Consider the following 26,362-nt stretch of genomic DNA (forward strand, 5'->3'; position numbering starts at 1 on the left):
CTGCAACGGGTACGGTACGGCGAAAGAAGCGGCAACTTTCTGAATAACTGAAACTACCCAGAAGTGCAAGCCTTTTCGGATCTTACCGACTCACCCCATGCGGTCCAACAGACGCAGCAGACCATCAAGGATGGTGACCGGGTGCGGCGGACAGCCCGGGATGTAAAGATCGACCGGCAGCAGGCGGTCCACGCCGTCGTGGGCGGCGGGGGAACCGATGAAGGGGCCGCCGCTGATGGCGCAGGCGCCGCAGGCGACCACGAGCTTGGGGGCGGGGATGGCCTGGTAGGTTTGCAGCAGCGCCTCGCGCATGTTCTCGGTGACGGGGCCGGTGACCCAGAGTGCGTCGGCGTGGCGCGGGCTGGCGACGAACTGCAGCCCGAAGCGCCCCATGTCCCAGCCGATGGTGGAGAGGACGTTGCTGTCGGCCTCGCAGGCGTTGCAGCCGCCGGCGACCACGGAGCGGAATTTCAGCGAGCGGCCGAAAAGGGCCAGCATCTTTTTATCGAGCGCCTGGGCGAGCCTGCGCTCCTCCCCTTCCCGCACCACCAGGTCCTCGCGGCGGTTCACCGCCAGGCGCGGATCGTTGCCGTAGGAGATGGCGCCGCTCGGGCAGGCGTCGGAGCACTCGGCGCAGAAGAGGCACTTGCCGAGGTCGACCGAGAGCCCCTCTCTACACCCAACCGCCCCGACCGGGCAGGCGTCGGCGCAGAGACGGCAGTCGGGAGGACAGAGGGAGCCTTTCAGCTCCGGGTAGCCGCGGAAGCGCTCCGGCAGCGGCAGCGGCTCTTTCGGGTACGCCATGGTGCGGTGTCCCTGCTTGATACGTGCGAGGATGGCCTTGATCATGATGCGACTCCTGTCGATCCCCTACAGGTCGAACCCGCAGTAGGAAAGGTTGAAGCTCTTGTTGCACAGCGGGAAGTCCGAGATCTGCCCGCCACGCAGCGCCAGCGCGAGACCGGTCCAGTTGTGGAAGGAGGGATCGGTCACCTTGTACCGCTGGAAATCCCCCTTCGCATCGGTCACCGCCACGTGGCAGACTTCACCGCGCCACCCTTCGGTGAGCGCCACGGCGAGCTGGTCCCCCGCCACCTCGCGCACCGGGTTGGCCACGGCCACGCCGGGAAGCTGGGAGAGCTGCTCCTCGATGAAGTCGAGGGACTTCTCTATCTCCAGCCAGCGCACCAGGGTGCGCGCGTAGACGTCGCCGCTCTTCGCGGTCTCCACCGGGATCTGGCTCATGCTGTAGATGCCGAAGGGATGGTCGCGGCGGATATCACGGTTCAGACCGCTGGCGCGGGCGGCGGGGCCGACCAGCCCGAGCTCCACGGCGGTCTGCTCGCTCACCACCCCGGTCCCTTCCAGCCTGGCCAGCACGGAGGGCGCGTCCCAGAGGAGATCGACCGCGTTGCTCACCTCGTCGCGGGCCACCTTGATCCGGTCGGAGAGCTGCCGCGCCTGGGCGCCGTCCAGGTCGAAGCGCACCCCGCCCGGCAGGACCAGGTCGCGCCCGAAACGGCTGCCGCTGATCCCGGCGGTCATGTTGAGGAAGTCGCCGCGGATCCTGCCGCAAAACGAGGCGGTGGGGAGGTACCCCACGTCGCCGGCGATGGCGCCCAGGTCGCCGGTGTGGTTGGCAAGCCGCTCCAGCTCGAGGGCGATGCCGCGCACCGCCTGGCCCCTGGCCGGCACCCGCGTCCCGGAGAGCGCCTCGACGATCATGGCGTAGGCGGTGCCGTGGCCGATGCTGGTGTCCCCGGCCACGGTCTCCATGAGCTTGCGCTTGCGCTCGTCCGGGCGCCCCAGCATCATCCGCTCGACGCCACGGTGCTGGTAGCCGAGCGAGATCTCCAGGTGCATCACCTCCTCGCCGAAGCACTGGAAGCGGAAATGGCCGGGTTCGATGATGCCGGCGTGCACCGGGCCGACCGCCACCTCGTGCACCTCATCCCCCTCCACCCGGTAGAAGTCCATGACGCCGATGGTGGGCGGTGGCTCGGGGGTGTCGCCGGGGAGGGAGCCAAGCGCCGGCGCGAAGCGGACCGGCTTGGGCCAGGGGTGCCCCTCCAGGTTCAGGTAGAACTGCTCCGCGATCTCGCGCTCGAAGAGGTGCAACTGCGGCGCGTCGGGGACCAGCGAGTAGAAGCTCTTGCCGGTGACCAGGGTGCTCATGACACCTATTGAGGCGTGACTCTTGAAGGAAAGGAGGCAGAACAGGCAGACCCCTTCCTCCTCCTGCATCCCGAAGTAGGAGATCACGCGCCAGCCGCCGGCAAGGGCGGAGAGAAGCGACTGGGCGAAGCGCTCCGGCGCGTGCCGCGGGATCTCGCGGCGCGACAGCACGCCGCCGTTTTGGGTGAATACCAGGGCCGGGCTCATGCCTCACCTCCCAAAAGCCTGGCCGCATCGTGCAGGAGTTCCTGCAGCGGCGTCGGAATCCAAAGCCCGAGCACCAGCACGACCCCCATGAGTACCAGCGGAGGCAGCACGGTAGGTGCGGCATCCCGGTAACGGGTCCGCTCCAGATCAGCCGGCACCTCGCCCAGGACCACCGGAAGCACGGTCGAGGCCATGCCGATGAAGATCAGCGCCAGGAAGAGGAGGAACAGCCCGCCGGTCCAGTGGTTCCCCTGCCCGAAAGCGGATGAGACGATCAGGAACTCGCTGACAAAAGGGGCGAAGGGGGGCGACCCGGTGATGGCGAGGAAGGCCGCCAGGAAGAGCGCCGCCGACCAGGGGGTACGCCGGATGGCACCGCGCACGAACTGGGTGCTCTTGGAATTGAAGGCGCGGTGGATATTGCCGCAGGAGAGAAAGAGCACCCCCTTGGTGAGGGAGTTGTTGATCATGTGCAAGAGCCCCGCGAAGAGCGCCCCCTTGCCGAGGCCGAGCGCCACGGCGATGATACCGACGTGCTCGACGCTTGAGTAGGCAAGCATCCTCTTGAAGTCGCTCTGGCGCGCCATGAAGACCGCGGCGAAGGCCATCGAGATCAATCCCATGGTGAGCAGCACCTGCTGGAAGAGCGCCCCCTCGGTCGAGGCGGCCGCCACCTGGTAGACGCGCAGCAGCGCCAGCAGGGCGCAGTTCACCAGGCCGCCGGCCAAAAGGGCTCCCACCAGTCCCGGGGCCTCGCCGTAGGCGTCCGGCTTCCAGGTGTGCAGGGGGGCGAGCCCCATCTTCGAGCCGAAGCCGACCAGGAGGAAGATGAAGGCGGCGTGGCGCCACCCCGGGTGCAGCACGGCCGCGTCACGGATCAGGCTGGGGAGCAGAAGGCTCACCTCCTGCTTGGCCACGATGGTGGAGTAGGCCAGGAAGAAGAGCCCCAGGAGGGCGATGGCGATGCCGACCGAACAGATCAGGAGGTACTTCCAGGTGGCCTCGATGGAGCGGGCGTTGTGGTTGAAGTAGATGAGCGGCGCCATGGTGAGGGTGGTGGCCTCAAGGGCGATCCACAAAAGCCCCAGGTGCTGCGAGATGACCACCAGCGAGGTCGCCGAGAGGCAGACCAGCAGCGACGCGCACAGGACCCGGTTGGGGCGCTTCAAGCGGTAGCTCAGGTAGCCGACCGCGTAGAGGGAGCAGATGGTGAAGAGGACGCTGTTGGCCATGAGCACGAGCTTGCCCAGGGGGTCGAGCCATATCCATCCCGCCGGGGAAGGGGGTGGGGTGTGCGCCAGGAGCGCCGCGCTCACCCCGAGATGCACCAGGGAGAAGACGGGAAGCACCCAGACGCGCCTGCGGTTGTCCGGGACGAGCCAGGAGAGCGCGGCGCCAAGAAGCGGAAGCAGTACAAGGGCCCACATCATGTCGCTATTCCTCCCTCAGCGCGGAGAGTCTCGAGGTGTCGATGCTCGAGAATTCGCGGCTGATGTGGTTGATGACGATCCCCATGACGAAGATGCCGACCAGGAGGTCGAGGAGCGCCCCCGCCTCCACCATGACCGGCATGGCGTCGGCCAAAAGCAGGCCGAACAGGAAGATGCCGTTCTCCATGAGGAGATAGCCGAGCACCTGCGAGATCGCCTTGCGCCTCCCCATGAGCACCAGGAAGCCGCTCATCAGGGTGGCGGCCGCAGCCGGGACGATCAGGAGCCCCTCGTGCTCGGGAGCGAGCGGGAGCTTGGCGGCGAAGATGAACGCCACCGAGGTGAAGAGCGCCCCCAGTACCAGCGAGGGGATGTACCCGATGAACGGGGAGAACTCGCGCTCGATCTCCGCCTTCTTGATGGCGCGGATGATCAGGATCGGGATCAGCGCCCCCTTGACGAGGATGATGCTCACCACGATGAAGCTGACGTGCCAGGAGAAGGGATGCACCAGCGCCGGCAGGGTACCGAGCAGCACCCCCTGCACCGCGACGCAGCGCACCGAGAAGGCGAGCCGGCTGGTGCCGAGGACGGCGAAGTTAATCAAAAGGCAGAGAACCAGCAACTGGTCGGCCAGCGAATTCATGTGGTCACCTCACAACCAGAACCAGGGAGAATGCGGTCAGGATCAAGGCCGCCACCAAAAGCTGCGGCACGCGGATCAGCCTCAGGCGCGCCATCACCGACTCCACCACGCCGATGGCGACGGCGAGGAGCAGCATCCCCGCCGCGAACACCACCCAGTCGACGTAGGCGTTGCCCGAGGCGAACGGCAGGGCGATGTTCACGAAGAGCGCGCCCAAAAGGTAGAGCTTCAACGCGGCGCCGTAGAGGACGCAGCAGAAATAGGGGCCGCTGTGGTCGAGCACCATCACCTCGTGGATCATGGTGAGCTCGAGGTGGGTGTTGGGGTCGTCGAAGGGGATGCGGCAGTTCTCCGCCAAAAGCACCACGAAGAGCCCGGCCAGCAATAGGATCAGCGAGGCGCCGGTGGCCATCCAGACCGGGAGCGTCACGTGCTGCAGCATCGGCGTCAGGCTCATGGTCCCGGAGAGCCGGGTCAGGGTGATCAGGGCGAAGAAGAGGGTCGGCTCCGCCAGACAGGAGAAGCTCACCTCGCGGGCCGCCCCCATCCCCTCGAAGCTGGAGGCGGTGTCGAGCGCCGCCGTGGTGGTGAAGAAGCGTCCCAGGGCGAAGAGGTAGGCGAACAGGATCATGTCCCCCTCGAAGGAGACCGGCGCCGGGTGCTTGCCCAGCGGCACCAGGAGCGCCGCGAACAGGGTGGCGGCGAGCGTCACCACCGGCCCGGCGCGGAAGATCCAGGTGGTGCTGTCGGAGAGGACGATTCCCTTTTGCATGAGCCGCCCCATGTCGTAGTAGGGCTGCAGGAAAGGGGCGCCCACCCGCCCGGCGAAGGCCGCCTTGGTCTTGCCGATCACCCCCAGCAACAGCGGCGGCATGGCCAGTACCAGCACCACGTGGAAGATTGTATCGATCATGTCCAACTCCTGTGCTCCGGTAGGTGCGAACAACCATTTCGCCCCGCGGATCGTGTCCCCATCCCTGTCGGTGCGAATAGCCATTCGCCCCGCGGATCGTTCGCCCTGCCTTTTCCGGGCATCGTTCCCGTTGCCGTCGTAGACCCTTTCAATGCACCCACAAGAGCAATAGCATCAGCGTCACGAAGATATAGAGAATATAGATCTGCACTTCGCCGTGCTGCAGCCGCCGCACGAAGGCACAGCCAATTCCCAGAACGTTCAGGACCGGCAGCACCACGCGGTGCAGCAGGGTTTCCTCGGGGTGGTAGGAAAAGCGCGCCCCGGCTGGCGCAAGTCCGGTCACCGGCCCCATGGTGATGCGGGTACGGATCAGGGCGCCGGACAGCGAGGAGAAAAAGGCGCCGAACGAGCTACCGGTGTACTGGATGCGCGGCGAAGGCCTAAGGTATCCGCACCCCCAGGTGGGGGCGGATACGGCCCTCTCCCTGGTTTTCACGTGCAGGAACAGGAACAAAAGAAGGGCCAGGGAGATGACGCTCCCCCCCGCCAGCGCGAACCAGACCGGCGCGATGGGAAGGACCGCCGCGTGGGCGAGGTCAGGCGCGAGCCCCCGGATGGCGGGCTGCACCAGGGCCAGGAAGAGCTGCGGGAAAAGTCCGCCGGCAAGGGCGAGAAAGGCCAGCAGGGCAATGGGGGCCAGCATGGTCCCGGTCGCCTCGTGGGCGCCGGCGGCCTCGGCGGTGCGGGGTTCACCGAGGAAGGCGATGCCGTAGAGCTTCACGAAGGAGATCACCGCGACGCCCCCGACCAGGGCCAGTACCGGCGCACCGAGCGCCACGAAGGGCTGCCCGGCGCGGGCCTCCCCGAAGAACCCGAGGTACAGGAGCATCTCGCTGGCGAAGCCGTTGAAGGGTGGCAGGCCGCAGATGGCGACGGCGCCGCACAGGGTGAAAAAGGCGGTGTAGGGAAGCCGGCGCGCCAGCCCCCCCATCCGGTCCAGGTCGCGGGTGCCGGCGGCGTGCATGACGCTCCCGGCGCAGAAAAAGAGCAGCGGCTTGAAGACGGCGTGGTTCAACACGTGGAAGAGCGCGCCGGCAAGGCCCAGGAAGGCGAGCCGCTCGTTGCCGCTCCCCTGCCCCAGGAGGAACATGCCGATGCCGGCGCAGATGATGCCCAGGTTCTCGATGCTGCTGTAGGCCAAAAGGCGCTTGATGTCCTTTTGCGCCGAAGCGACGCAGATCCCCATCACGGCCGAGGCGAGCCCCGCGACGGTGAGCACCCCGCCCCACCAGAGCGGGCGCTCGGGGAAGAACGAGAGCACGCGCAGGATGCCGTAGACCCCGATCTTGAGCATGACGCCGGAGAGAAGGGCCGAAACGTGGCTCGGGGCGTTGGCGTGGGCCGACGGAAGCCACAGGTGCAGCGGCATGAGCCCGGCCTTGGAGCCGAAGCCGGCCAATGCGAGCCAGAAGAGCGTGCCGGCCAGCCCCGCGCCGACGGCGAGCGAACCTGCGGCGGGAAAGCCGAAGCCGCCGGTGATCATGAACAACGAGGCGAACAGGAACAACAGCGCCGCCCCGCCCAGGTGGCTCGCCACCAGGTAGACCGTCCCGGCGCCGCGCACCTCCCCCTCGCGGTGTTCCGCGACCAGCAGAAAGTACCCCGAGAGCGCCATGATCTCCCACGCCATTATGAACAGGGCGCCGTTACGCGACACCACCACCAGCGCCATGGCGCAGGCCAGCAGACCGTAGAAAAAGGTGACGCTTCTTTGGGAGCTGTGCGAGGCGGCGGGCCAGTAACCGAGGGCGTAGAGGGAGCCGGCGGGGAACACCAGGAAGATGGGGATCAGGAAGAATAAAGAGAGAGGGTCGAGGGCGACTTCGCAGGGGCCGAAGGGTAGGTTCCAGTTCAGGAGGAAGCTTGCCTCTCCTCCCCCGAGCAGCAGGTAGAGAAGAGACGGCAGCGCGAGCAGGGAGCTGGTCAACGCGGCTGTCGAGGCCAGCCGTTGACCGAGTGTCCCGTCTCGCAACACGAGACCGGGAAGCCCCGAACAGCCGGCTAGAGCTATTGCGCAAAGGACCAGGGAAGCCGGGTCCCGCATCATGTCAAAAAACAACATAACCCACCCTTTCGAACCAGGAACGGATCGTCATCTGCCCATCGAGTTTCAACCTTCCACCCAGCCGGGGGTGCCGGCCAGTGCGGAAGGGGAGCAAAGCTGCCAGAGCCGCCGCGTTTCCCTTCAACTGTGGCGACAGCGTGTCGATACGGTTTACAGGGGGCGACAGGGACCCCAACATACTCCCTGAGGATGGATTTGTCAAAAAAAGATTTTTAATGTCTAATGGCAGGCGATAAAACAACAATACTGCCAAGCTCCCTTGTTTTCAAGCGGGTTGCCGTTATCATTAAACACTAACTCCGCGTATGCCTCGAACGTCGTTATAGAAAACATAACGAGGTGAAGGTTATTTCCCGCGCTGTCGGTAAAGATACATCTGGGTGAAAGGAGGGAGTCTGTGAAGAATCATGTTTGGCGCCCGCTATTCGTGGTGCTGGCGGTAATCGCCCTGGTGCTGGTGGCGCGCAAGTTCCTGGTCCCCGCGGATTTCGGGGTCGGCGCCAGGGGGTACATGTACGGCTGGCACCGCGCCGGCAACGAGCAGCAGTGGAAGGACGTGAAGGTGAAGTACAAGACCGCGGCCTTTTGCAAGGATTGCCATCCCGACAAGTACGACGAGATGAAGGAGTCGCCGCACCGAAACATCAACTGCGAGAACTGTCACGGCCCCGCCCTGAACCATCCTGACGATCCCCGGTCGCTGACCATCGACCGCAGCCGCGAGCTCTGTGCCCGCTGCCATACCCGCCTCCCCTACCCCAACAGCGGCCGCGGCGTCATGAAGGGGATCGACCCCAAGACCCACAACGTCGGCCTGGACTGCGTCACCTGCCATTGGCCGCACGATCCCAGGAAGGAGGGGCACCAGAAATGATTTCGAGACGATCCTTCTGCAAGAAATCCCTGCTCATAGCGGGCGGCCTGGCCATCCCCCTCTCCTGCCTGGAACTCTTCGATCCCAAGCGGCTCCTGGCCGAGAAGGATGAGAAGGGGCCGCGCTGGGTGTTCCTGGTCGATACCCGCAAATGCGTGGGGTGCGGCTTCTGCGTCAAGGGGTGCAAGGTGGAGAACGAGGTTCCCTACGATGCCAACGTGACCCGCACCTGGGTTGAGCGCTACGTGGTGACGAGCGACGGCAAGACCCACATCGACTCCCCCAAGGGGGCGCGCGACGGCTTTCCCAACAAGGGGATCGACATCGGCCACGGCAAGCTCGAGGAGATCAAGGACGACGACATCGAGAAGGCCTTCTTCGTGCCCAAGCTCTGCAACCAGTGCGACAACCCGCCCTGCGTCCAGGTCTGCCCGGTGGGCGCCACCTACCAGACCGCGGACGGGGTGGTGCTGGTCGACCGGAGCTGGTGCATCGGCTGCGGCTACTGCATCATGGGGTGCCCCTACGGGGTGCGCTTCTTCCATCCCGTGTTCCACGTCGCCGAGAAGTGCAATTTCTGCTACCACCGCATCACCAAGGGGATGCAGACCGCCTGCGTCGACAGCTGCGCCTTCGGGGCGCGCCGGGTGGGGAACCTGAGGGACCCCGAAGACCCGGTGACCAGGGTCATCATGACCGAGCGGGTCAACGTCCTCAAGGAGGAGTACGGCACCAAGCCGCAGGTCTTCTACCTCGGCCTTTCCAAGGAGGTGAAATAGCCATGGTGCACGGAGAAGCCTGGACCATAAAGGAGTTTTTCACCTATCCCAACGAGTACATCTACTGGACCATCCAGATCGTCATGTACCCGTTCATGACCGGCCTCGTGGCCGGCGCCTTCGTACTCTCCTCGCTGTACCACGTCTTCGGCGTGAAGCAGTTGAAAGGGATCGCGCGCTTCTCGCTGGTGTTTTCTTTCGCGCTGCTGCCGGTTGCCATGCTGCCGCTTTTGATGCACCTGCAGCAGCCGCTGCGCGGCATCGAGGTGATGCTGACGCCACACTTCACCTCCGCCATCGCCGCGTTCGGCATCGTGTTCAGCACCTACGGCATGATCGTCGCCTCTGAACTGTGGTTCGTGTTCCGCAAGCACTTCGTGGAGACCGCGCTCGCGCTGAAGGCGATCGACGGGCGCACGGCGCTGCAGCAGGGGTGGTATCTCTTGTTCAGCGTGCTGACGCTCGGGGCGTGGGACATCTCGCACGAGGCGCTCGAGGCCGACGAGCGGGCGGTGAAGAAGCTCGCCGGCGCCGGCATCCCGGTCGCCTGCTTCCTGCACGGCTACGCCGGCTTCATTTTCGGCTCGGTCAAGGCGAACGCGCTCTGGATGACCCCGCTCATGCCGGTCATCTTCATCTGCTCCGCCGTCGTTTCCGGCATCGCCCTCTGCATCCTGACCTACATCCTCACCATGGAGATACGAAAGCAACTCGCGCGGCGGCACAGGCTCGCCCACCCAGAACTCCCCTCGATGGATGAGTTGAAGAGCGCCGAGGCCCACGTGGTGGCCATGACCTCGCGCTACCTGCTCATGTTCATGGTGGCGGCCATTACGCTGGAGCTGTTGGACCTGATCTTCAGGGGGTACACGGCGGTGAAATCGTGGGACATCCTGAGGAGCGTCATCTACGAGCGGGATTTCGTGAACATCTTCGTGGTGCAGTACGGGCTCGGGAACCTGGTCCCCTTCGTCCTGTTCCTGATCCCGGGGTTGACCATCCGCCGGGCCGTCGTAGGGACCATGCTGGTCTTGCTGGGCGTCTTCATGATGCGCTGGAACGTCGTCATCGGCGGTCAGGCCTTCTCCTCCTCCTTCTCGGGATTCATGCACTACGTCCTGCCGCTGTGGCCGGACAGCATGGAAACGCTGAAGGAGGGATTGGTCGGCGCCCTGATCGTCGCCGGAGTCCCCTTCTGCTTCTTCTATCTCCTGAACAAGGTGATGCCGGTGTTCAAGGAGACGCACTGAGCCTCGGCTCCCCTCGCCCCTGGGAGAGGGGCCGGGGGTGAGGGTAAGGGTGCAGCAACGGGGGAACCCGGGACTTCACCGTGAACGCAGGCAACCCAACCGGATCCCCCCTAGTACCCGCTGGTGATGGCGAGCAGCAGCACCAGGGTCACGAAGGTGTAGAAGATGTAGATGTTCAGCTTGCCGTGCTGCAGGCGCCGCACCGGCTGGGCCTTCTCGAACAGGTACTCGAGAAACGGCAGATACCCCTTTTCCAGCACCGTCTCCGGCAGGTGACTCTCATGGCTTGAGTGCCCCGGGAAAAGCCCCTCAACCTCGCACCGGTGCCGCTCGGGACGGAGCAGCAGCGCGAACCACCCCACGACCGTGGCGCCGAACGATGAGGCGGAGTACTGCATCCGCGGCGTGGGCCTTAGGTAGCCGCAGCCCCAGGTGGGCGCCACCGCCACCGGGAGACGGGCGGCGCGCTTGGCGAAGAAGAGCCAGAGCAGGGCCAGCAGCAGGAGCAACCCCACCCCGACGATCGAGATCCAGGCGAAGGGAACCAGGCCGGCTATCCCGTGCGCGGCCAGCGACTGGCGGTAGTCCACCAGGGCTTCGTTGAGAATCCCCCCAAACAGCCCCGGCGCCAACCCGATGACGGCGCAGCATGAGGCGAGGACGGCCATGGGAACCAGCATCCCGACTCCCGCCTCATGCCCGGCCTCGTGCTCAGGCGAGCGCGGCGCCCCCAGGAAGACCACCCCGTAGACCTTCACGAAACAGGCCACCGCCAGCCCACCCACCAACGCCAGCACCGGCGCCGCCAAGGCGGGGAGCGACGGCCCCAGGCCGACCGCGGCGCCGATGGAGTTGAAGGCGCCGAGGTAGATCATCAGCTCGCTGACGAAGCCGTTCAGGGGGGGGAGCCCGCAGATGGCGACCGCTCCGGCCAGGAAAAAGAGGGCCGTTTTCGGCATCCGGCGCCCCACGCCACCCAAGAGGTCGATCTCCCTGGTGCCGGTGGCATGGATCACGGAACCGGCGGAGAGAAAGAGCAGCGCCTTGAACAGCGCGTGATTGATCACGTGCAGCAGCGCCCCCGCCGCCCCGAGCGCGATGAGCGCCTCCCACCCCTGGTTCGCACCGATGAGCGCCATGCCGAGCCCCATGAGGATGATGCCGATGTTCTCGATACTGTGGTAGGCCAAAAGCCTCTTCAGGTCGTGCTGCCCGATGGCGTAGGCGACACCGAGGACTGCGGAGATACTTCCCAGCACCAGGACCATCCCGCCCCACCATAGCGGCGGATCGGCGAAGGCGGAGAATACCCGCATCATGCCGTAGATACCGGTCTTCAGCACCACCCCCGAGAGGATCGCGGAAACGTGGCTGGGGGCATTGGCGTGCGCCGAGGGGAGCCAGATGTGCAGCGGCATCATGCCGGCCTTCATCCCGAAGCCGAACAGGGCGGTGAGGAAGATGGCTGTGGCGAGTGGCCCCGCTGCGGGGAGGGAGCCTTGCGCCGGGAAAAGGTAGGCACCGGTCGCGGCGTTGAGGAGAGAGAAGGTGGCGAAAAGAGCCAAGGCGCCAAGGTGCGCGGTGATCAGGTAAAGCACGCCCGCCTCACGCACCTGCGGCTTTTCGTCCTCGGTGGTGAGGGCGAAATAGGCGGAGAAGGCCATGACCTCCCAGGCCATCAGGAAGAGCAGGGTGCTCCTCGCCACCAGCACCATGGTGAGGGCCGCGGACAGGAGCCCCAGGAAGAACGCAAGCTTGCCGCCGTGCCCGGGGTGCCGCGCCACGGGCCAGTAGCCGGCGCCGTAGACCGCGCAACAGCCGGTCACGATGAGAATGGGGAGTAAAAACAGGGCGGAAAGCGCGTCGACGCCGATCTCCAGCCCGCCGAAGGGGAGCCCGGAAGGAAGGAACCATGTGCCGGCGACGGGAAGGAAAACGGCGCCGAGGGCGCCGGCGCAGCCGGCAAGGGAAGCCGCCACCATGAGTGCGACACCGGCGCGCTGCGCGACGCTCGACCCGGGACGCAGCAGCAGCGGCACTCCGGAGGCGGCCTGGCAGCAAACGGCGAGCAACAGCAGTCCAAGAGAGGTCGCAGGCTCGCCGGAGAAGGTCATCGTCAGCTCCTCTTGCCGCGCTCGCAGCGTCGGGCGGCGTCCATGACGGCCGCGGGATCACAGGCGTTGTTGAGGGTGGCCCGGAATCCCTGGTCGTGCAGGGCGTAGGCGAGCCGGGACAGGAGGTGCAGGTGCACCTTCACGGTGGGGCTGGTGATCAAAAACAGGATGCGCACCGGGATGCCGTCCAGCGCGCCGAAGTCGATCGGGTGCTCCAGGAAGCAGAGGGATACCGCGGGCTTGGGCTTGGTCTGCAGCAGGATCGGGTTACGGACGTGGGGGATGGCGATGCCGTCGCCGACGGCGGTGGTGCCGAGCGCCTCGCGGGCCAGGAGCACCTGGAGCAGGAACTCGGGGTCCACCTGCGGCGGGAGCTGCAGCAGGTTCACCACGTTGCGCAGCACCGAGAGCTTGTCGTCGCCGGGGACGCCGCAGTGGATGCCGCCGGCCTCCAGCGCCTGGGCCAGGGAGGGAAGGTCCAGGTCCGCCTGCACCGCCTCGAACAGCTCGGGGGGCACCTTGATGTGGTGCTCGGTGGCCCACTCCAGGAGGTCGACCCGGTTGATCTGGTAGGTGCCGTGCACCAGGGTCGCGGGGAGCTTTTCCTTCTTGATCCACTTGACGACCGTGCTCTCGTCCTGGTGCAGCAGCGCGGCCACCTCTGAAGCCTTCATCAACATCGACTGTTACCCCCATGGCTGAACAGGGAAAGGTATAGCACCGTTAAGATGAAGATGCAACGCCGTTAATCTTGAAAAAGCGAATCGTACCGCCCGTTTGGCGGGCCGGCTCGACAAGGAAGAAGGTTCTACGGCAAATCTCGGGGCAACGGAAAATTTAGCACGAGGCACAACAGCTGAAGCCGCGTCCTCCCCTTTGCGAAGGGGAGACAGAGGGGATTGCCTTTGGTTGCAGAAAAAAAGCCCCCGGAGCATTCCGGGGGCCTTTCGTTGCCGCTGTTACTTCTTGGCGTGCTTCTCGCCGCCGGGGACGTCCTGGCCGCCCGCCGAGTGGCAGTCGCTGCAGTTCGCCTTGAAGAGCTCGTCGCCGATGTCGACCGGGTGGACGAACTGTCTCACCGGTGGGCTGTTCGCCGGGATGTTCTCCTGCTTCTGCCCCAGCACGGTGTGGCACATGTTGCAGTCCTTGGAGATGACCTTGCCCGCCGCGGTCTTATGCTTGCCGTCGTGGCAGCGGAAGCACCCCGGGGTGTAGAAGTGCCCGATGTGGTTCGGGTAGGTATTCCAGGAGATCTTCATGGCCGGGAAGAAGTTCCTGTTGTAGATGTCCTGCACCACGGTGACGGCATGGGTGATTTCTTTCGCCTTGGCCTTGGCCACCTCCGGGTAGTTCTTGTTGTAGTACTCGGAGAGCTCCTTGGCGATGGTCGCCTTGGCCTCTTCCTTGTTCTTGTAGGGCCTGGTCAGTACCTCCACCGCGGTCTTCTTCAGGTACGGCAGCCCCTGGTCGATACGCTTGGCGGCGAAGGCCTCGTCCATCTCCACGCCCGGGGAGCGGTAGACGTGAGCCGGCCTGTTGTGGCAATCGAGGCAGTCCATGACCCGCTTCTGGGCCTTGGCGACGTCCGCCTTGCTGAGCGGCTTCTCGGTGTCCATGTACTCGGTCACCGTGCCGTCCTTCTCCTTGACCGCGATGTACGGGATGCTCATGCGCTGCCTGTCCAGGGCGATGTAGGAGACCTCCTGGCCGATGTGCCAGTGGATGCCCCTGTGGTGCTCGCTCTTCGGGGTCCCGCCGATGTTGATCAGCATGTTGATCTCACGCGGGGTGTTCTCCTCGTTGGGAGCGTAGTGGTAGAACACCTTCTGGCGCCCGGCGTAGAATTTCTCCGGCCAGTGGCAGTGCTCGCAGGTGTCGCGCGCCGGGCGGAGGTTGTCGATCGGCGTCTCGATGGTTTCGGGATAGGTGTGGGTGGCAACGGCGTAGAGCTGCCTCATGCCCGAGATCTTGGCCTTGACGTACCAGGCGGCGCCGGGGCCGACGTGGCACTCGACGCATTTCACCTTGGCGTGCGGGGAGTTGGCCCAGGCGACGTGCTCGGGCTCCATGACCTGGTGGCAGAGCTCGCCGCAGAAGGTGGTCGACTCGGTGAACTCGTACCCTTTCAGGGAGGCCACGGAGACGATGAGCACGAAGCCGATGCTGGCGATGACGAAGAAGAGGAACAGATGGCGCTTGTGCGCGTCGTTGAAGTCCACCCGCGGGAACGGGGGGATCTCCTCGTCGGGATGCCTGCGCCTCTTCTCCCGTACGATGTAGGCGCCCAGCGGGACCAGGATGAGGCCCACGATAAGCATGCCCGGGAAGAGGAAGTAGGTCATCAGGCCGAGGTACGGTTTTTCGACGCCGGTGATCCCCTCGTAGGAGAGGAAGCCGATGATCAGGCCCGTCGCGGTGACGGCCAGGATCATGCCGACCAGACTGACCAGGTTCCAGGCGTAGCCGGCATACTTTCTTAATGCCATAGTGTCGTCTCCTTGCGTGTTTACGTATGGTTCCACGAAAATAGGGCAGAACCTTACTATCCGACATGACTTATGTCAAAAAAAACTATGTTAATGTATACGCGATTATTTAAAACAGCTGTCTACGAAAAACCCACAGAAATAACTAGAGAAAAGAAGCCACCCCGGGGACCCGCACTCCAAAAATAAAAAACGTTGTTATACTATCAAACAAACTTATACCATGCAAGCAATTACTCATGAGGAGCCCCGGAACGCTCCCCACCGTCACGACTCGTAGCCGAACTCCTTGAGCATGCGGCTGTTGTCGCTCCACTCGCCGCTCACCCGCACGAACAGCTCCAGGAACACCTTGGTGTCCAAGAGACGCTCGATCTCCTGGCGCGCCTGGGTACCGATCTTCTTGAGCATCTCCCCCTTGCGGCCGATGATGATCCCTTTCTGCGAGTCGCGTTCGACGTTGATGGTGGCCTGGATCGCCACCACGCCGGTCTCCCGCTCCTTGAAGCTGTCCACCACCACCGCCGTCGAATAGGGAACCTCGTCGCGGGTCAACCGGAAGATCTTCTCGCGGATGATCTCGGCCACGATGAAGCGCTCCGGGACGTCGGTGAGGATATCGTCCGGGAAGTAGCAGGGCCCTTCGGGCAACAGCCCGTGCACCAGCTGCACCAGTTGCTCGACGCCGTCGCCGGAAGCCGCGGAGACCGGGATGATCTCCTTGAAGGGGTAGGTCTCCCCGTAGGCCGCCATGCGCCCCAGCAGGTCACCCTTGGGAATGAGGTCGATCTTGTTCAGCACCAGGATCACCGGGGCCTCGACGCCGGAGAGGACCTCCTTGATCATGGCCGCCTCCTTCTCGGGATCGAAGGCGCCGTCCACGAGGAACAGGATCAGGTCCACCCCCTGCACCGAGGAGAGGGCCTCCTCGACCATGAACTTGTTCAGGCGGGTCTTGGCGCGGTGGATCCCCGGGGTGTCCAGGAAGACGATCTGTCCCCCCGGCACGTTGTGGATCCCCTTGATCTGGTTGCGGGTGGTCTGCGGCTTGTCCGAGGTGATCATCAGCTTCTCACCCAGGATGCGGTTCAGCAGCGTGGATTTCCCGACGTTCGGCCGTCCCACGATGGAGACGAAACCGGAACGGAATATCTTTTCAGACATCTTCGTAATGCCCTCCTGGCTCTTGTTGCGGTAATCGAAGCGTTACAACATACGGGAATTGGTACGGCAAGGAAAGCGTTCTTTGCACCGGTACCGGTGTAAGGCGCACCGACACAGTATACCTCGAACCGGCGTTCTGCCTAGTGGCGTGGATGAGACTCGAAGAGGCGGGCGTGCCGGCTCAGCTCGCCCCACTGCAGGGAGATGTGATCGGGGGAGAGTGCCGCGTCCTCGCTGACTGAAGCCGTCACGCCGTAGCGCGTCGCCAGCCGCTGCAGGTTCGCCCTCCTCTGCCCCACCAGGTCGGAAACCCTGCCCGCGGGAGCGCCGAAACTGACCCGGCTACCGGCAGGCACCCCCTCCAGCAGTTCGCACATGCGGTCGAACCAGAGCTCGGACTCGACCAGCTGACCGAAGGCGGGATGGTAGGGACCGGCCAGAACGACGCCGGGGGAATCGAGCTCGGAGGTGGGCTGCAGTCCGAAGCGAACCACCGGTATGCCGGCTTGCCCGGCCTCGGCCAGCATCTCCTTGCACAGGGCCACCGCCTGCGTGAGGGTCAGGGGGTGGTAGCTCCCCTCGCGGTAGCGCCGCGCCAACTCGGTCCCCTCGATAACCAGGGTGGGATAGATGCGCAAGAAGGCGGGTTGCAGGGCGAGCGCCCGGCGCAGCGAAGCGAGCGAGGTCTGCGGCGTGTCGCCCGGAAGCCCCGGCATGAGCTGGATACCGACCACGATGCCGGCCTCCTTGAGGGCGGACACCGACTGCTCCACCTCGGAGGTCCCGTGACCGCGCCCGGCGAGGTGGAGCACCTCGGGGTCCAGCGACTGCACCCCCAGCTCCACCGTCGCAACGCCATGCTCCTTGAGAAAACGGACGGTCTCCGCGTCGACCGCGTCGGGACGGGTGGAGAGCCGCACCGACTGAATGACACCTGCCGCCAACAGCGGCTGCAGGGGGAGAAGGAGCCTCTCCTGGTCGGGGCGGGGCAACGCGGTGAAGGTGCCGCCGTAAAAGGCGACTTCCAGTTTGCGCGCCGGCGCCCCCAGCCGGTACTCCTCGATGCGGCGCAGCAGTTGCCCCGTCGTGGGGAGCCCCCCTCCGGCGCCGGAGACCCGTTCCTGGTCGCAGAACACGCAGCGGTGCGGGCATCCCTGGTGCGGAATGAAAAAGGGGACCAGCAGCGGCCTCAAGACGCCCCCTTGAGCAGCAGCGTCGCGGCGCGGGCGGCGTCCTGCTCGGCCTCCTTCTTGGTCCTCCCCACCCCCTCCCCCATCAGCTCGTCGCCCAGGTACAGCTCGATGGTGAAGCGGCGGTCGTGGTCGGGACCGGTGGCCTCTTTCAGCTGGTAGCGCGGCAGCTCCCGCCGCAGCAGCCTGGCAAGCTCCTGCAGCTCGGTCTTGGCGTCGCGCCCAAAGAGCAGCTCCGGGGAATCCAGCAGCGGCTCGAAGAGCTCGTGCACCACGCGCCGGGTCGTCTCGATGCCGCCGTCCAGGTAGAGCGCGGCGAGCAGGGCCTCTAAGGCGTCGGCCAGAAGCGAGCGCTTGTGCCGCCCTCCCCCCTTCTCCTCGCCGCGCCCAAGACGCAGCGAAGCCCCAAGCTCCAGTTCGGCGGCGATGCGCCCAAGGCTCACCTCGTCCACCAGCGCGGCCCGGATCTTGGTCAGCTCGCCTTCGCGGCTCTCCGGAAAGCGCCGCAGCAAGAGGTCGGAGAGCAGGAAATCGAGCACCGCGTCCCCGAAAAACTCCAGGCGCTGGTTGTCCTTCCCCCCCGCCTCGTTCACGTAGGTGCGATGGGTGAGCGCCTCCTGCAGCAACTCGGGGTCGCGGAACCGGTACTTGAGCCGTGCCTCGATCGCCGCCAGGGTATCGTCCAGCTTTTCGTTCATGATAAATGCCCGTACCTGTCCTTAATTTGAGGCAAATATAGACAAAGGGTGACGGCATGGCAATAGGGTTCTCGGCGGCAGCTGCGCGGCAGCAGGAGGGACCGTCACCGTCGGCGTCCCGTAAACCGGCGCCAATGGCGGCCAAGCCCTTGCGCCACAGGCCTTCGCGGGGCCATTTAAATCTTGCATAATAATCACCCCTCCCATATAATTCAGTGATTTTATAGGGGATCATGAGACCATAGACATGGGCTTTTTCATTACATTTGAAGGCGTTGAAGGGTGCGGCAAGACGACCCAGATGAGGCTCCTCAAGGAGCGCCTGGAGGCTGCCGGAGAGAAGGTGGTCGCCACCCGCGAGCCGGGGGGGTGCCCCATCGCGGACCAGATGCGCGCCATCCTGCTCGACGCCAAAAACAGCGCCATCACCCCGCTCGCCGAACTGCTGCTGTACGCTGCGGCCCGGGCCCAGCACGTCCAGGAGGTTATCGTCCCGGCGCTGGAGCGGGGCGAGACGGTGCTCTGCGACAGGTTCACCGACGCCACCGTAGCCTACCAGGGGCACGGCAGGGAGCTCGATCTCGACGTGATCCGCCAGCTGAATGAACTGGCCACCGGCGGCGTGCGGCCCGACCTCACCGTGCTCATCGACTGCCCGGTCCAGGTCGGCCTCTCCCGCGCCCTGTCCCGCATCGAGGCGACCAGCGGCGCGCGCGAGGAACGTTTCGAACTGGAATCGGTGCGGTTCCACGAGCGGGTGCGCGAGGGATACCTCTCGCTGGCGCGTGCCTGCCCCGAGCGTTTCGTGGTCGTGGACGGCTCCGGCGACCTGGCCCGGACCGAGGTGCTGGTAACGGCCGCCCTCGCCGACCGGCTGCCGCGTGGTGGGCGCTAGATGCCCTTTACCGAAGTCATCGGACAGGATCGTGCCATCTCGGTGCTGAAGCGCTCCATCGCGCTGGAGCGGGTGGCGCACGCCTATCTTTTTTCCGGCATCGAGGGGTGCGGCAAGAAAAAGACCGCCCTGGCCATGGTGCAGGCGGTCTTCTGCGGCAAGGAAGACGCCTGCGGCGTCTGTTCCTCCTGCCGGAAAATCGCCAGCGGTCAGCACCCGGACCTGCACATCCTTGAGCCCGACGGCGCATTCATCAAGATCGACCAGGTCAGGGAGCTGCAAAAGGAACTCGCGTACCGCCCCTTCGAGGCGCCCAAGAAAGCGTGCATCATCGACGGCGCGGAGAAGCTCAACCTCGCCTCGGGGAACGCTTTGCTGAAGACCCTGGAGGAGCCTCCCGGAAACGCTCTCATGATCCTGATCACGGCCGAGCGCTCGGCGGTATTGCAGACCATCCTCTCCCGCTGCCAGACGCTGGACTTCCAGCCGCTGCCGGCGGGGACGATCGAGGAGCGGCTGGTGCGGGACCAGTTCCCGGCGGAGGCGGCGCGGGTGGCGGCCTCGCTTTCCGGCGGGAGCCTGAGCCGGGCGCTCGACATCGCGGGGGACGGCGTCCTCGAGGGGCGGGTCACCTTCCTTGAGCGGGTACTCGCGCTGAACCTGAAGGATATCAACGTCCTCTTCGCGACGGCGGAGGAACTCGCCGCGGACAAGGAGGGGCTGCCGGGATTCCTGGAGCTGCTCCTCTCCTTCCTCCGGGACGTGCTCATCTACCGCTCCACGCCGGACGCGCTGACCAACCTGGACCTGGCGCACCTGGTGGCCCGGGAAGCGGAGCGGTGCACCGAGGCGATGGCCATCGAACTGATCGAGCAACTGGTCGCGCTGCGCCGGCTGCTCGTTCGCAACGTGAACGCGAGGCTCGCGCTGGAAGTATTCTTCATGCGCCTCGCGCAGAGGTAGCGAGCTTCGCTCGCAGGTTAAGGTTAAGGTTGAGGTTGAGCCCCGCACCTCACCGCTTAGAGCAGCACCAGGACACACACGGCAACCCCAGGAAGGAAGAGGTTCGGCTCAACCTTAACCTCGACCTCAACCTGTTTTTTTGGAGGCTTTTTTGGCAAAGATCGTACGGATTCAATTCACCACCGCGGGCAAGCTCTACGACTTCTCCGCCGGCAAGACCAACGTCAAGGCCGGGGATCGGGTCATCGTGGAGACCGAGCGGGGTAAAAGCATAGGACAGGTGGTCGCGGGCCCCATCGAGGTGGACGACGCGCTGGTCCCGGAGGGGACCAAGCCGGTGCAGCGCCTGGCGGAACTGGCCGACCTGGCGACGCTCGCCGCCAATACGGCAAAGGAAAAGGAAGCGCACAAGTTCTGCCTGACCCGGATCAAGGAACGGGGCATGGACATGAAGCTCGTCAAGGTCGAGTACCTCTTCGACGGCTCCAAGGCCATCTTCTACTTCACCGCCGACGGCCGCGTCGACTTCCGCGAACTGGTCAAGGACCTGGCCCACGCCTTCCACACCAGGATCGAGATGCGCCAGATCGGCGTCAGGGACGAGTCGAAGATGGTGGGCGGCATCGGCATCTGCGGCCGCGAGCTCTGCTGCTCCTCGTACCTGCGCGAGTTCGAGCCGGTCTCCGTGAAGATGGCCAAGGAGCAGAACCTGGCCCTCAACCCGAGCAAGATCTCCGGGCAGTGCGGCAGGCTCCTTTGCTGCCTCTCCTACGAATTCGACACCTACTGCTCGCTCAGGAAGGGACTCCCCAAGTGCGGCAAGCGGGTGCAGTGCGGCTGCCACGACGGCGAGGTGGTCAAGGTGAACGTACTGGAGCAGACGGTCACGCTGAAGACGACCGACGACTCGCTGGTGACCCTGAAGGGTGAGGACATCGCCCCCGAGAACATCAGCGACCGCGTGAAGAAGCCGCCGCAGGGCAAAGGTGAACAGCAGGGGGGCGACAAGGGTAAGTCCCAGGGCCCCGGCAAGCAGCGCCGCAACAGGCCCGTCGACGTCAAGGAGAGAAAAAAGGAGAAACCACAATGAAACCGGCTTTTTACGTCACCACCCCCATCTACTACGTAAATGACGTCCCGCACATAGGGCACGCGTACACGACCCTGGCCGCGGACGTGCTGGCCCGCTACAAACGGCTCAAGGGGTTCGACGTCTTCTTCCTGACCGGCACCGACGAGCACGGCCAGAAGGTCGAGAAGGCCGCCACCGCCGCCGGCGAGACCCCGCTGGAGCTGGCCGACCGCGTCATGAAGCGCTTCCAGTCGCTCTGGGAGAAACTGGAGATCTCCTATACCGATTTCATCCGCACCACCCAGGAGCGGCACAAAAAGGGTGTCTCGGTCCTGTTCGAACGGGTCATGGAGAAGGGGGACATCTATCTCGGCGAGTACGAGGACTGGTACTGCACCCCGTGCGAGACCTTCTGGACCGAGACCCAGCTGATCGACTTCAAGTGCCCGGACTGCAACCGTCCCACCGAGAAGCTCAAGGAGGAGTCCTACTTCTTCAGGATGAGCAAGTACCAGGAGCAGCTTTTGGCCCACATCGAGGCCAACCCGGACTTCATCCAGCCCAAAAGCCGCAGGAACGAGATCATTTCCTTCGTGAAGGAGGGGTTACGCGACCTCTCCGTATCCCGCACCACCTTCCAGTGGGGGATCCCGGTCCCGGGCAACGACAAGCACGTGGTCTACGTCTGGTTCGACGCGCTCACCAACTACATCACCGCGCTCGGCTACCCCGAGGAAGGGGGCAACTTCGAGAAGTACTGGCCCTGCGACGTGCACCTGATCGGCAAGGACATCCTGAGGTTCCACACCGTCTACTGGCCCACCTTCCTGATGGCGGCCGGCCTTCCCATCCCGAAGCGGGTGTTCGCGCACGGCTGGTGGACCGTCGAGGGGCAGAAGATGAGCAAGAGCCTGCAGAACGTGGTCGAGCCGAACATGCTGGTCGACAAGTACGGTGTGGACGCGGTGCGCTACTTCCTGCTGCGCGAGGTCCCCTTCGGCCTGGACGGCGACTTCTCGCACCAGGCGCTGGTGCACCGTATCAACTCGGACCTGGCCAACGACCTGGGGAACCTTTTGAACCGCTCCACCGCCATGCTGGGCAAGTACTTCGGCGGCGTGCTGCAGACCCCGGGTGCGGAGGCGGAGGTTGACACCGCGCTGCGCCAGAAGACCGAGGCCATGATCGGCCAGGTGGACGGCTTCATCGAGGATCTGGCCTTCAGCCGCGCGCTGCAGGCGATCTGGGAAGTGATCTCCGCCGGCAACAAGTACATCGACGAGACCGCCCCGTGGGCCCTCGCCAAGGATCCGGAGCAGCGCGAGCGTCTCTCCACCGTCATGTACTACATGCTGGAGAGCCAGAGGGTGGTTTACACGCTTCTCTCCGCCTTCATGCCCAAGACCGCGCAGAAGGGTCTGTGCTGCCTGGGGTGGCCGGAGGAGGCCAGCGCCGAGGGTCTCGCCTGGGGCGGCCTGAAACCCGGCACCACCATCGCCAAGGCCGAGGCGCTCTTCCCGAGGATCGAGGAGAAGGCGGAGTAACACACGCCTCACGCAAAGGCGCCAAGGCGCAAAGAAAAGCAAGGCGCACAACGTTTAACAGGGATAAAAGGGATAAAGGGGATCGTCAACCAAGATTTGGTTGTATCCCTCTCATCCCCTTTATCCCTGTATTTTTATGTAGTTGGTTCTTTCTTCGCGCCTTTGCGGCTTGGCGTGAGACGCCTTAGCTGTTCCCCGGTATCGGCCTCAGTTCCCCGGGCGCGAACATGAAGAAGAAACGGAGGATGCAGTACTTGTAGAACTCCGAGAACAGCAGCTTGAAGCTCCCCTGGTGACTCCACCACTCTTCCTTCAAGTTGCTGGAGTCGACCGGGTGCGGGTAGATGGCGACGTCCTTGGGGAGCGCGTTCCGGAACAGGATGGTGGAGCGCTTCATGTGGTAGCGCGAGGTGATCAGCTTGATGGAGGTCACCTTGTGTTTCATGATCAGGTCGCGCGCGTAGATGGCGTTCTCCAAAGTGTTGCGGGAGTTCTGCTCCAGGTAGACGTTGCCCGCCCCCTCACCCTGGTACAGCTCGCGTTTCTTCACCGCGGGATCGACGCCGATCAGGAACAGCTTCTTCCCCTGCCCGGCCCGGTACAGCCGCACCCCCTCCTCCACCCGGCCGCGACCGCCGGTCAACACCACGATGGCGTCGCTCTTCACGTCGCGCGGCGTCAGGGAGAAGGTCTTGTAGACGAAGTCCACGAAGAGAACACTCAAAACGATCAGTATCAGCAACAACAGGGAGAACAGCCCCTTCAATAAAGCCATGATTTAGCACCTGAAAAAACAGCAAGCCCGCCACTTTTTGCTTGCAACGGCGAAGCCTTTCTGCTATTAGTAACGACTTCAGTAATCACCGGAGGGTACAAAGAAATGTCCAGAATATGCGAGATTTGCGGTAAAGGCCCTAGCTTCGGGAATAACGTTAGCCACGCCAACAACAAGACCAGCAAAATTTGGCGCCCGAACCTGCAGAAGATCAAGGCCGTGAAAAACGGTACCGTCAGGAGCATCAAGGTCTGCACCCGCTGCATCCGCTCCGGTCACGTCACCAAGGCTCTCTAAGAAGATCTTCCGCACAGTCCCTAAAGCCGCGGCGCTCCAAGCGTCCGCGGCTTTATTTGTGTCCGCGTCTCCCCTAGCGGCAAAGAGCGGTGACCTCTATCTCCACTAGGACGCCGCGCGGCAATCCCTTCACCTCGACGGTGCTGCGCGCCGGCGGGTTCTCCTTGAAGTAGCCGCCGTAAATGCCGTTCACCGTCGCGAAATCCCCCATGTTGGCGAGATAGATCGTCGTCTTGACCACGTCCTCGAAGCCGAGCCCCGCGGCCGCCAGGAGCGCGCCGATGTTCTTCATGACCTGCTCGGTTTCCGCCACGACGCCCCCCTGCACCACCTCGCCGGTGGCGGGGTCGAGCGCGATGGCGCCGGACAGGAACAGGAACCCGCCAGCCTTCACTCCCTGGGAATAAGGACCGATGGCCTTCGGGGCCTGGTCGGTGCTGATGATTTCCTTCATGCCGTCCTCCTTCTTACTTTTTTTCAACTACCAGAAACTCCCCCTCTCCCTGCGGACAAGCCTACGGCGGGCGAAGGCCCGGAGGGCGAGGGGTAAAGGCCCGGCCTAACTCTTCAGACGCTCCACCTTGATGACCCCCTTCACCTTCATGATGGCGGCGAACACCTTTTTCAGGTGGTCGAGGTCGGTGACGTCCACCTCGAACAGGTTCTCGCCCCGCTTGTCCAGCGTGCTCTGGATGGAGGCGCTGGAGATGTTGGCCTCGCAGTTGGTGATGGCGGTGGCGATGTTGGCCAGGATTCCCTTCTCGTCGTTGCATACGACGCGGATCTTGACCGGCAGCGCGCTCTTTTTCCCCTTGTTCCAGGCCACCTCGATGCGCCGCTCCGGCTCGAGCGCCATGGCGAAGGGGCAGTCGGCGGTGTGCACGGTGACGCCGCGGCCGCGGGTGATGAAGCCGGTGATCTCGTCCCCGGGAAGGGGATTGCAGCACTTACCGAAGCGCACGAGCACGTCCTCGACGCCGTTGATCTGGATGGCGGAGGAGGATTTACCCTTGAGCGCCCCGATCACCTTGCCGATGCGGGTTTCCTTCTGCTCCTTGGCGGCCTCGATCTTGTCGGCCGGGACCAGCTTGCCCACCACCTGGTTGGCGGAGAGCTTGCCGTAGCCCACCGAGGCCATCAGGTCGTCCTCGGTCTGGAAGCCGAACTCCTGGGCCACCTTCTTCAGCTCGCCGCTCTTTTGCAGCTTGCCGAAGTTGAGCGAGTAGCGCCGGAAATCCTTCTCGCAGATCTCGCGGCCGAGGGTGATGCTTCTCAGGCGCTCCTCGGTCTTCACCCAGGCCCTTATCTTGTTGCGCGCCCGCGAGCTCTTGACGATCTTCAGCCAGTCCTTGCTCGGGGTGTGGTGCGGCGAGGTGATCACCTCGACGATGTCGCCGGTCTTCAGCTCGTACTTCAAGGGCACCAGCTTGCCGTTCACCTTGGCGCCGACGCAGCGGTGGCCGACGTCGGTGTGCACCGAGTAGGCGAAGTCGATGGGGGTGGAGCCCTTCGGGAACCCCTTCACGTCCCCCTTCGGGGTGAAGATGAAGACGTCCTCCGGGAAGAGCTCGACCTTGACCGTGTCCATGAACTCCTTGGAGTCGTCCAGTTCCTGCTGCCATTCGAGCAGCTGCCGGATCCAGGTGAAGTGCCGGACCTCCTTCTCGTCGTACCCCTTCCCTTCCTTGTACTTCCAGTGCGCCGCGATGCCGCTCTCGGCGACCCGGTGCATCTCGACGGTGCGGATCTGCACCTCCATCCTTTCGCCGTAGGGACCGATCACCGTCGTGTGCAGCGACTGGTACATGTTCCCCTTGGGCATGGCGATGTAGTCCTTGAAGCGCCCGGGAATCGGCTTCCAGGTGGAATGGATGATCCCCAGCACCTCGTAGCACTCGCGGATGTCTTCCACCGAGACGCGGATCGCGATCAGGTCGTAGATCTCGTCGATGTCGACGTTGCGGCTCTGCATCTTCTTGTAGATGGAGTAGAGGTGCTTGGAGCGGCCGGAGACGTCCCCCTTGATGCCGTGCTCCTCGAGCTGCTTCTTGATGATGTCCTTGACCGTCGCGACGTAGGACTCGCGCTCCTGCTTCTTCTTGGCGACCTTGCCGGCCAGGTCGTAGTAGAGCTGCGGCTCCAGGTAGCGGAAGGAGAGGTCCTCCAGTTCGCCCTTGACCCAGGAGATACCGAGCCGGTTGGCGATGGGGGCGTAGATGTCCAGCGTCTCCTTGGCGATGGTGCGCTGCTTGGGCTCGGGCTGGTACTGCAGGGTGCGCATGTTGTGCAGGCGGTCGGCGAGCTTGACCAGGATGACCCGGATATCGGTGGCCATGGCGAGCAGCATCTTGCGGAAGTTCTCGGCCTGGCTCTCCTCCTTGGTCTTGAAGTGGATCTTGCCGATCTTGGTGACCCCGTCCACCAGGCGCGCCACCTCGGCGCCGAAGAGCGACTCCAGCTCCTCGTGGGTGGTCAGGGTGTCCTCGACGGTGTCGTGCAGAAGGCCGGTCACCACGGCGGGAAGGTCCAGCTTCAGGTCGGCCAGGATCCCCGCCACCTCCATCGGGTGGATCAGGTAGGGCTCCCCCGAGAGGCGGGTCTGCCCCTGGTGTACCTTGGCGCAGAAGACGTAGGCCTTGCGCAAAAGGTCCAGGTCGGCACCCGGGTTGTAGGAGGAGACCTTGTCGAGTATGTCGTTGAGTCGTATCATCGCGCCCGTTTTATCTGGAAAAAGAAGGGGCTAACAGCACCGGGGCAGATGC

23 protein-coding genes are annotated in these 26,362 nt (G+C 64.3%); 8 read left to right on the forward strand and 15 right to left on the reverse strand.

All coding sequences use genetic code 11. The features are described 5' to 3' along the window. Positions 1 to 90 precede the first annotated feature (90 nt). From nuoB to KOL99_RS09630, 6 genes are all read right to left on the reverse strand, one after another. Entirely contained in the window at positions 91 to 849 is a 759-nt protein-coding gene (gene nuoB, locus KOL99_RS09605) for an NADH-quinone oxidoreductase subunit NuoB (RefSeq protein ID WP_216510226.1), read from the reverse strand. 21 nt (positions 850 to 870) lie between these two features. Beyond that, positions 871 to 2,382, reverse strand: coding sequence for a hydrogenase large subunit (locus KOL99_RS09610; RefSeq protein WP_216510227.1), 1,512 nt, complete (start codon positions 2,380 to 2,382; stop codon positions 871 to 873). Further along, positions 2,379 to 3,812, reverse strand: a complete 1,434-nt coding sequence (locus tag KOL99_RS09615; RefSeq protein ID WP_216510228.1) for a proton-conducting transporter transmembrane domain-containing protein — start codon at positions 3,810 to 3,812, stop codon at positions 2,379 to 2,381. Before KOL99_RS09615 ends, KOL99_RS09610 begins: the two co-directional genes overlap by 4 nt. Before the next feature lie 4 nt (positions 3,813 to 3,816). Further along, complete coding sequence (locus tag KOL99_RS09620; RefSeq protein WP_216510229.1) at positions 3,817 to 4,458, reverse strand: hydrogenase; 642 nt, start codon at positions 4,456 to 4,458, stop codon at positions 3,817 to 3,819. A 4-nt stretch (positions 4,459 to 4,462) separates the two neighbouring features. Continuing rightward, positions 4,463 to 5,371 carry a respiratory chain complex I subunit 1 family protein gene (locus tag KOL99_RS09625; protein WP_216510230.1) on the reverse strand — a complete coding sequence of 303 codons (909 nt, stop codon included), beginning with the start codon at positions 5,369 to 5,371 and terminating at the stop codon, positions 4,463 to 4,465. Positions 5,372 to 5,519: 148 nt separating this feature from the next. Continuing rightward, the gene (locus KOL99_RS09630) at positions 5,520 to 7,496 is read right to left on the reverse strand and encodes a proton-conducting transporter transmembrane domain-containing protein (protein ID WP_236025918.1); all 1,977 of its coding nucleotides are present in this window, start codon (positions 7,494 to 7,496) and stop codon (positions 5,520 to 5,522) included. Positions 7,497 to 7,896: 400 nt separating this feature from the next. On the opposite strand from KOL99_RS09630, the gene KOL99_RS09635 reads away from it, so the two are divergent. Genes KOL99_RS09635 through nrfD form a run of 3 tightly spaced genes read left to right on the forward strand, consistent with a single transcriptional unit; the run spans position 7,897 to position 10,402 of the window. After that, positions 7,897 to 8,373: a cytochrome c3 family protein gene (locus KOL99_RS09635; protein ID WP_216510231.1), complete on the forward strand. Its 477-nt coding sequence runs from the start codon at positions 7,897 to 7,899 to the stop codon at positions 8,371 to 8,373. After that, positions 8,370 to 9,152: a 4Fe-4S dicluster domain-containing protein gene (locus tag KOL99_RS09640; protein ID WP_216510232.1), complete on the forward strand. Its 783-nt coding sequence runs from the start codon at positions 8,370 to 8,372 to the stop codon at positions 9,150 to 9,152. The genes KOL99_RS09635 and KOL99_RS09640 overlap by 4 nt, the downstream gene beginning before the upstream one ends. 2 nt (positions 9,153 to 9,154) lie before the next feature. Further along, on the forward strand, positions 9,155 to 10,402 hold the full coding sequence (nrfD, locus tag KOL99_RS09645; RefSeq protein WP_216510233.1) for an NrfD/PsrC family molybdoenzyme membrane anchor subunit: 1,248 nt from the start codon (positions 9,155 to 9,157) through the stop codon (positions 10,400 to 10,402). Between the two features lie 110 nt (positions 10,403 to 10,512). On the opposite strand, the gene KOL99_RS09650 is transcribed toward nrfD, so the two are convergent. The 6 genes from KOL99_RS09650 to rnc form a co-directional block, all read right to left on the reverse strand. Further along, positions 10,513 to 12,516, reverse strand: coding sequence for a proton-conducting transporter transmembrane domain-containing protein (locus KOL99_RS09650; protein ID WP_216510234.1), 2,004 nt, complete (start codon positions 12,514 to 12,516; stop codon positions 10,513 to 10,515). 2 nt (positions 12,517 to 12,518) lie between these two features. After that, positions 12,519 to 13,196 (reverse strand): PTS sugar transporter subunit IIA, encoded by a 678-nt coding sequence (locus KOL99_RS09655; RefSeq protein ID WP_216510235.1) that lies wholly within the window; start codon positions 13,194 to 13,196, stop codon positions 12,519 to 12,521. Positions 13,197 to 13,475: 279 nt separating this feature from the next. Then, positions 13,476 to 15,002, reverse strand: a complete 1,527-nt coding sequence (locus tag KOL99_RS09660; protein WP_216510236.1) for a cytochrome c3 family protein — start codon at positions 15,000 to 15,002, stop codon at positions 13,476 to 13,478. A gap of 267 nt (positions 15,003 to 15,269) precedes the next feature. Next, positions 15,270 to 16,166: a GTPase Era gene (era, locus tag KOL99_RS09665; protein ID WP_216510237.1), complete on the reverse strand. Its 897-nt coding sequence runs from the start codon at positions 16,164 to 16,166 to the stop codon at positions 15,270 to 15,272. Between the two features lie 140 nt (positions 16,167 to 16,306). Continuing rightward, positions 16,307 to 17,359, reverse strand: a complete 1,053-nt coding sequence (locus KOL99_RS09670) for an elongator complex protein 3 (RefSeq protein WP_216510238.1) — start codon at positions 17,357 to 17,359, stop codon at positions 16,307 to 16,309. Further along, the gene (rnc, locus tag KOL99_RS09675; RefSeq protein ID WP_216510239.1) at positions 17,356 to 18,054 is read right to left on the reverse strand and encodes a ribonuclease III; all 699 of its coding nucleotides are present in this window, start codon (positions 18,052 to 18,054) and stop codon (positions 17,356 to 17,358) included. The genes KOL99_RS09670 and rnc overlap by 4 nt, the downstream gene beginning before the upstream one ends. A gap of 247 nt (positions 18,055 to 18,301) precedes the next feature. On the opposite strand from rnc, the gene tmk reads away from it, so the two are divergent. The 4 genes from tmk to metG all read left to right on the forward strand — a co-directional run bounded on the left by tmk (position 18,302) and on the right by metG (position 22,528). Then, the gene (gene tmk / locus KOL99_RS09680) at positions 18,302 to 18,949 is read left to right on the forward strand and encodes a dTMP kinase (protein WP_216510240.1); all 648 of its coding nucleotides are present in this window, start codon (positions 18,302 to 18,304) and stop codon (positions 18,947 to 18,949) included. After that, complete coding sequence (holB, locus tag KOL99_RS09685; RefSeq protein ID WP_216510241.1) at positions 18,950 to 19,912, forward strand: DNA polymerase III subunit delta'; 963 nt, start codon at positions 18,950 to 18,952, stop codon at positions 19,910 to 19,912. It begins immediately after the preceding gene. Positions 19,913 to 20,063: 151 nt separating this feature from the next. Next, positions 20,064 to 21,002, forward strand: a complete 939-nt coding sequence (locus KOL99_RS09690) for a PSP1 domain-containing protein (RefSeq protein WP_216510242.1) — start codon at positions 20,064 to 20,066, stop codon at positions 21,000 to 21,002. Continuing rightward, complete coding sequence (metG, locus tag KOL99_RS09695) at positions 20,999 to 22,528, forward strand: methionine--tRNA ligase (RefSeq protein ID WP_216510243.1); 1,530 nt, start codon at positions 20,999 to 21,001, stop codon at positions 22,526 to 22,528. Before KOL99_RS09690 ends, metG begins: the two co-directional genes overlap by 4 nt. Positions 22,529 to 22,712: 184 nt before the next feature. On the opposite strand, the gene KOL99_RS09700 is transcribed toward metG, so the two are convergent. Next, positions 22,713 to 23,303, reverse strand: coding sequence for a YdcF family protein (locus KOL99_RS09700; protein WP_216510244.1), 591 nt, complete (start codon positions 23,301 to 23,303; stop codon positions 22,713 to 22,715). Between the two features lie 105 nt (positions 23,304 to 23,408). Here KOL99_RS09700 and rpmB point away from each other — a divergent pair, with 105 nt between their 5' ends. Beyond that, on the forward strand, positions 23,409 to 23,600 hold the full coding sequence (rpmB, locus tag KOL99_RS09705) for a 50S ribosomal protein L28 (protein WP_012531640.1): 192 nt from the start codon (positions 23,409 to 23,411) through the stop codon (positions 23,598 to 23,600). 73 nt (positions 23,601 to 23,673) lie between these two features. Here the strand turns inward: rpmB and KOL99_RS09710 are convergent, their stop codons facing one another. After that, the gene (locus KOL99_RS09710) at positions 23,674 to 24,054 is read right to left on the reverse strand and encodes a RidA family protein (RefSeq protein WP_216510245.1); all 381 of its coding nucleotides are present in this window, start codon (positions 24,052 to 24,054) and stop codon (positions 23,674 to 23,676) included. 105 nt (positions 24,055 to 24,159) lie between these two features. After that, positions 24,160 to 26,310, reverse strand: coding sequence for a RelA/SpoT family protein (locus KOL99_RS09715; protein WP_216510246.1), 2,151 nt, complete (start codon positions 26,308 to 26,310; stop codon positions 24,160 to 24,162). Between the last annotated feature and the right edge of the window lie 52 nt (positions 26,311 to 26,362).

Origin of the sequence: Geomonas azotofigens, from assembly GCF_018919395.1 — a bacterium.
In the GTDB taxonomy this organism is placed as follows: domain Bacteria; phylum Desulfobacterota; class Desulfuromonadia; order Geobacterales; family Geobacteraceae; genus Geomonas; species Geomonas azotofigens.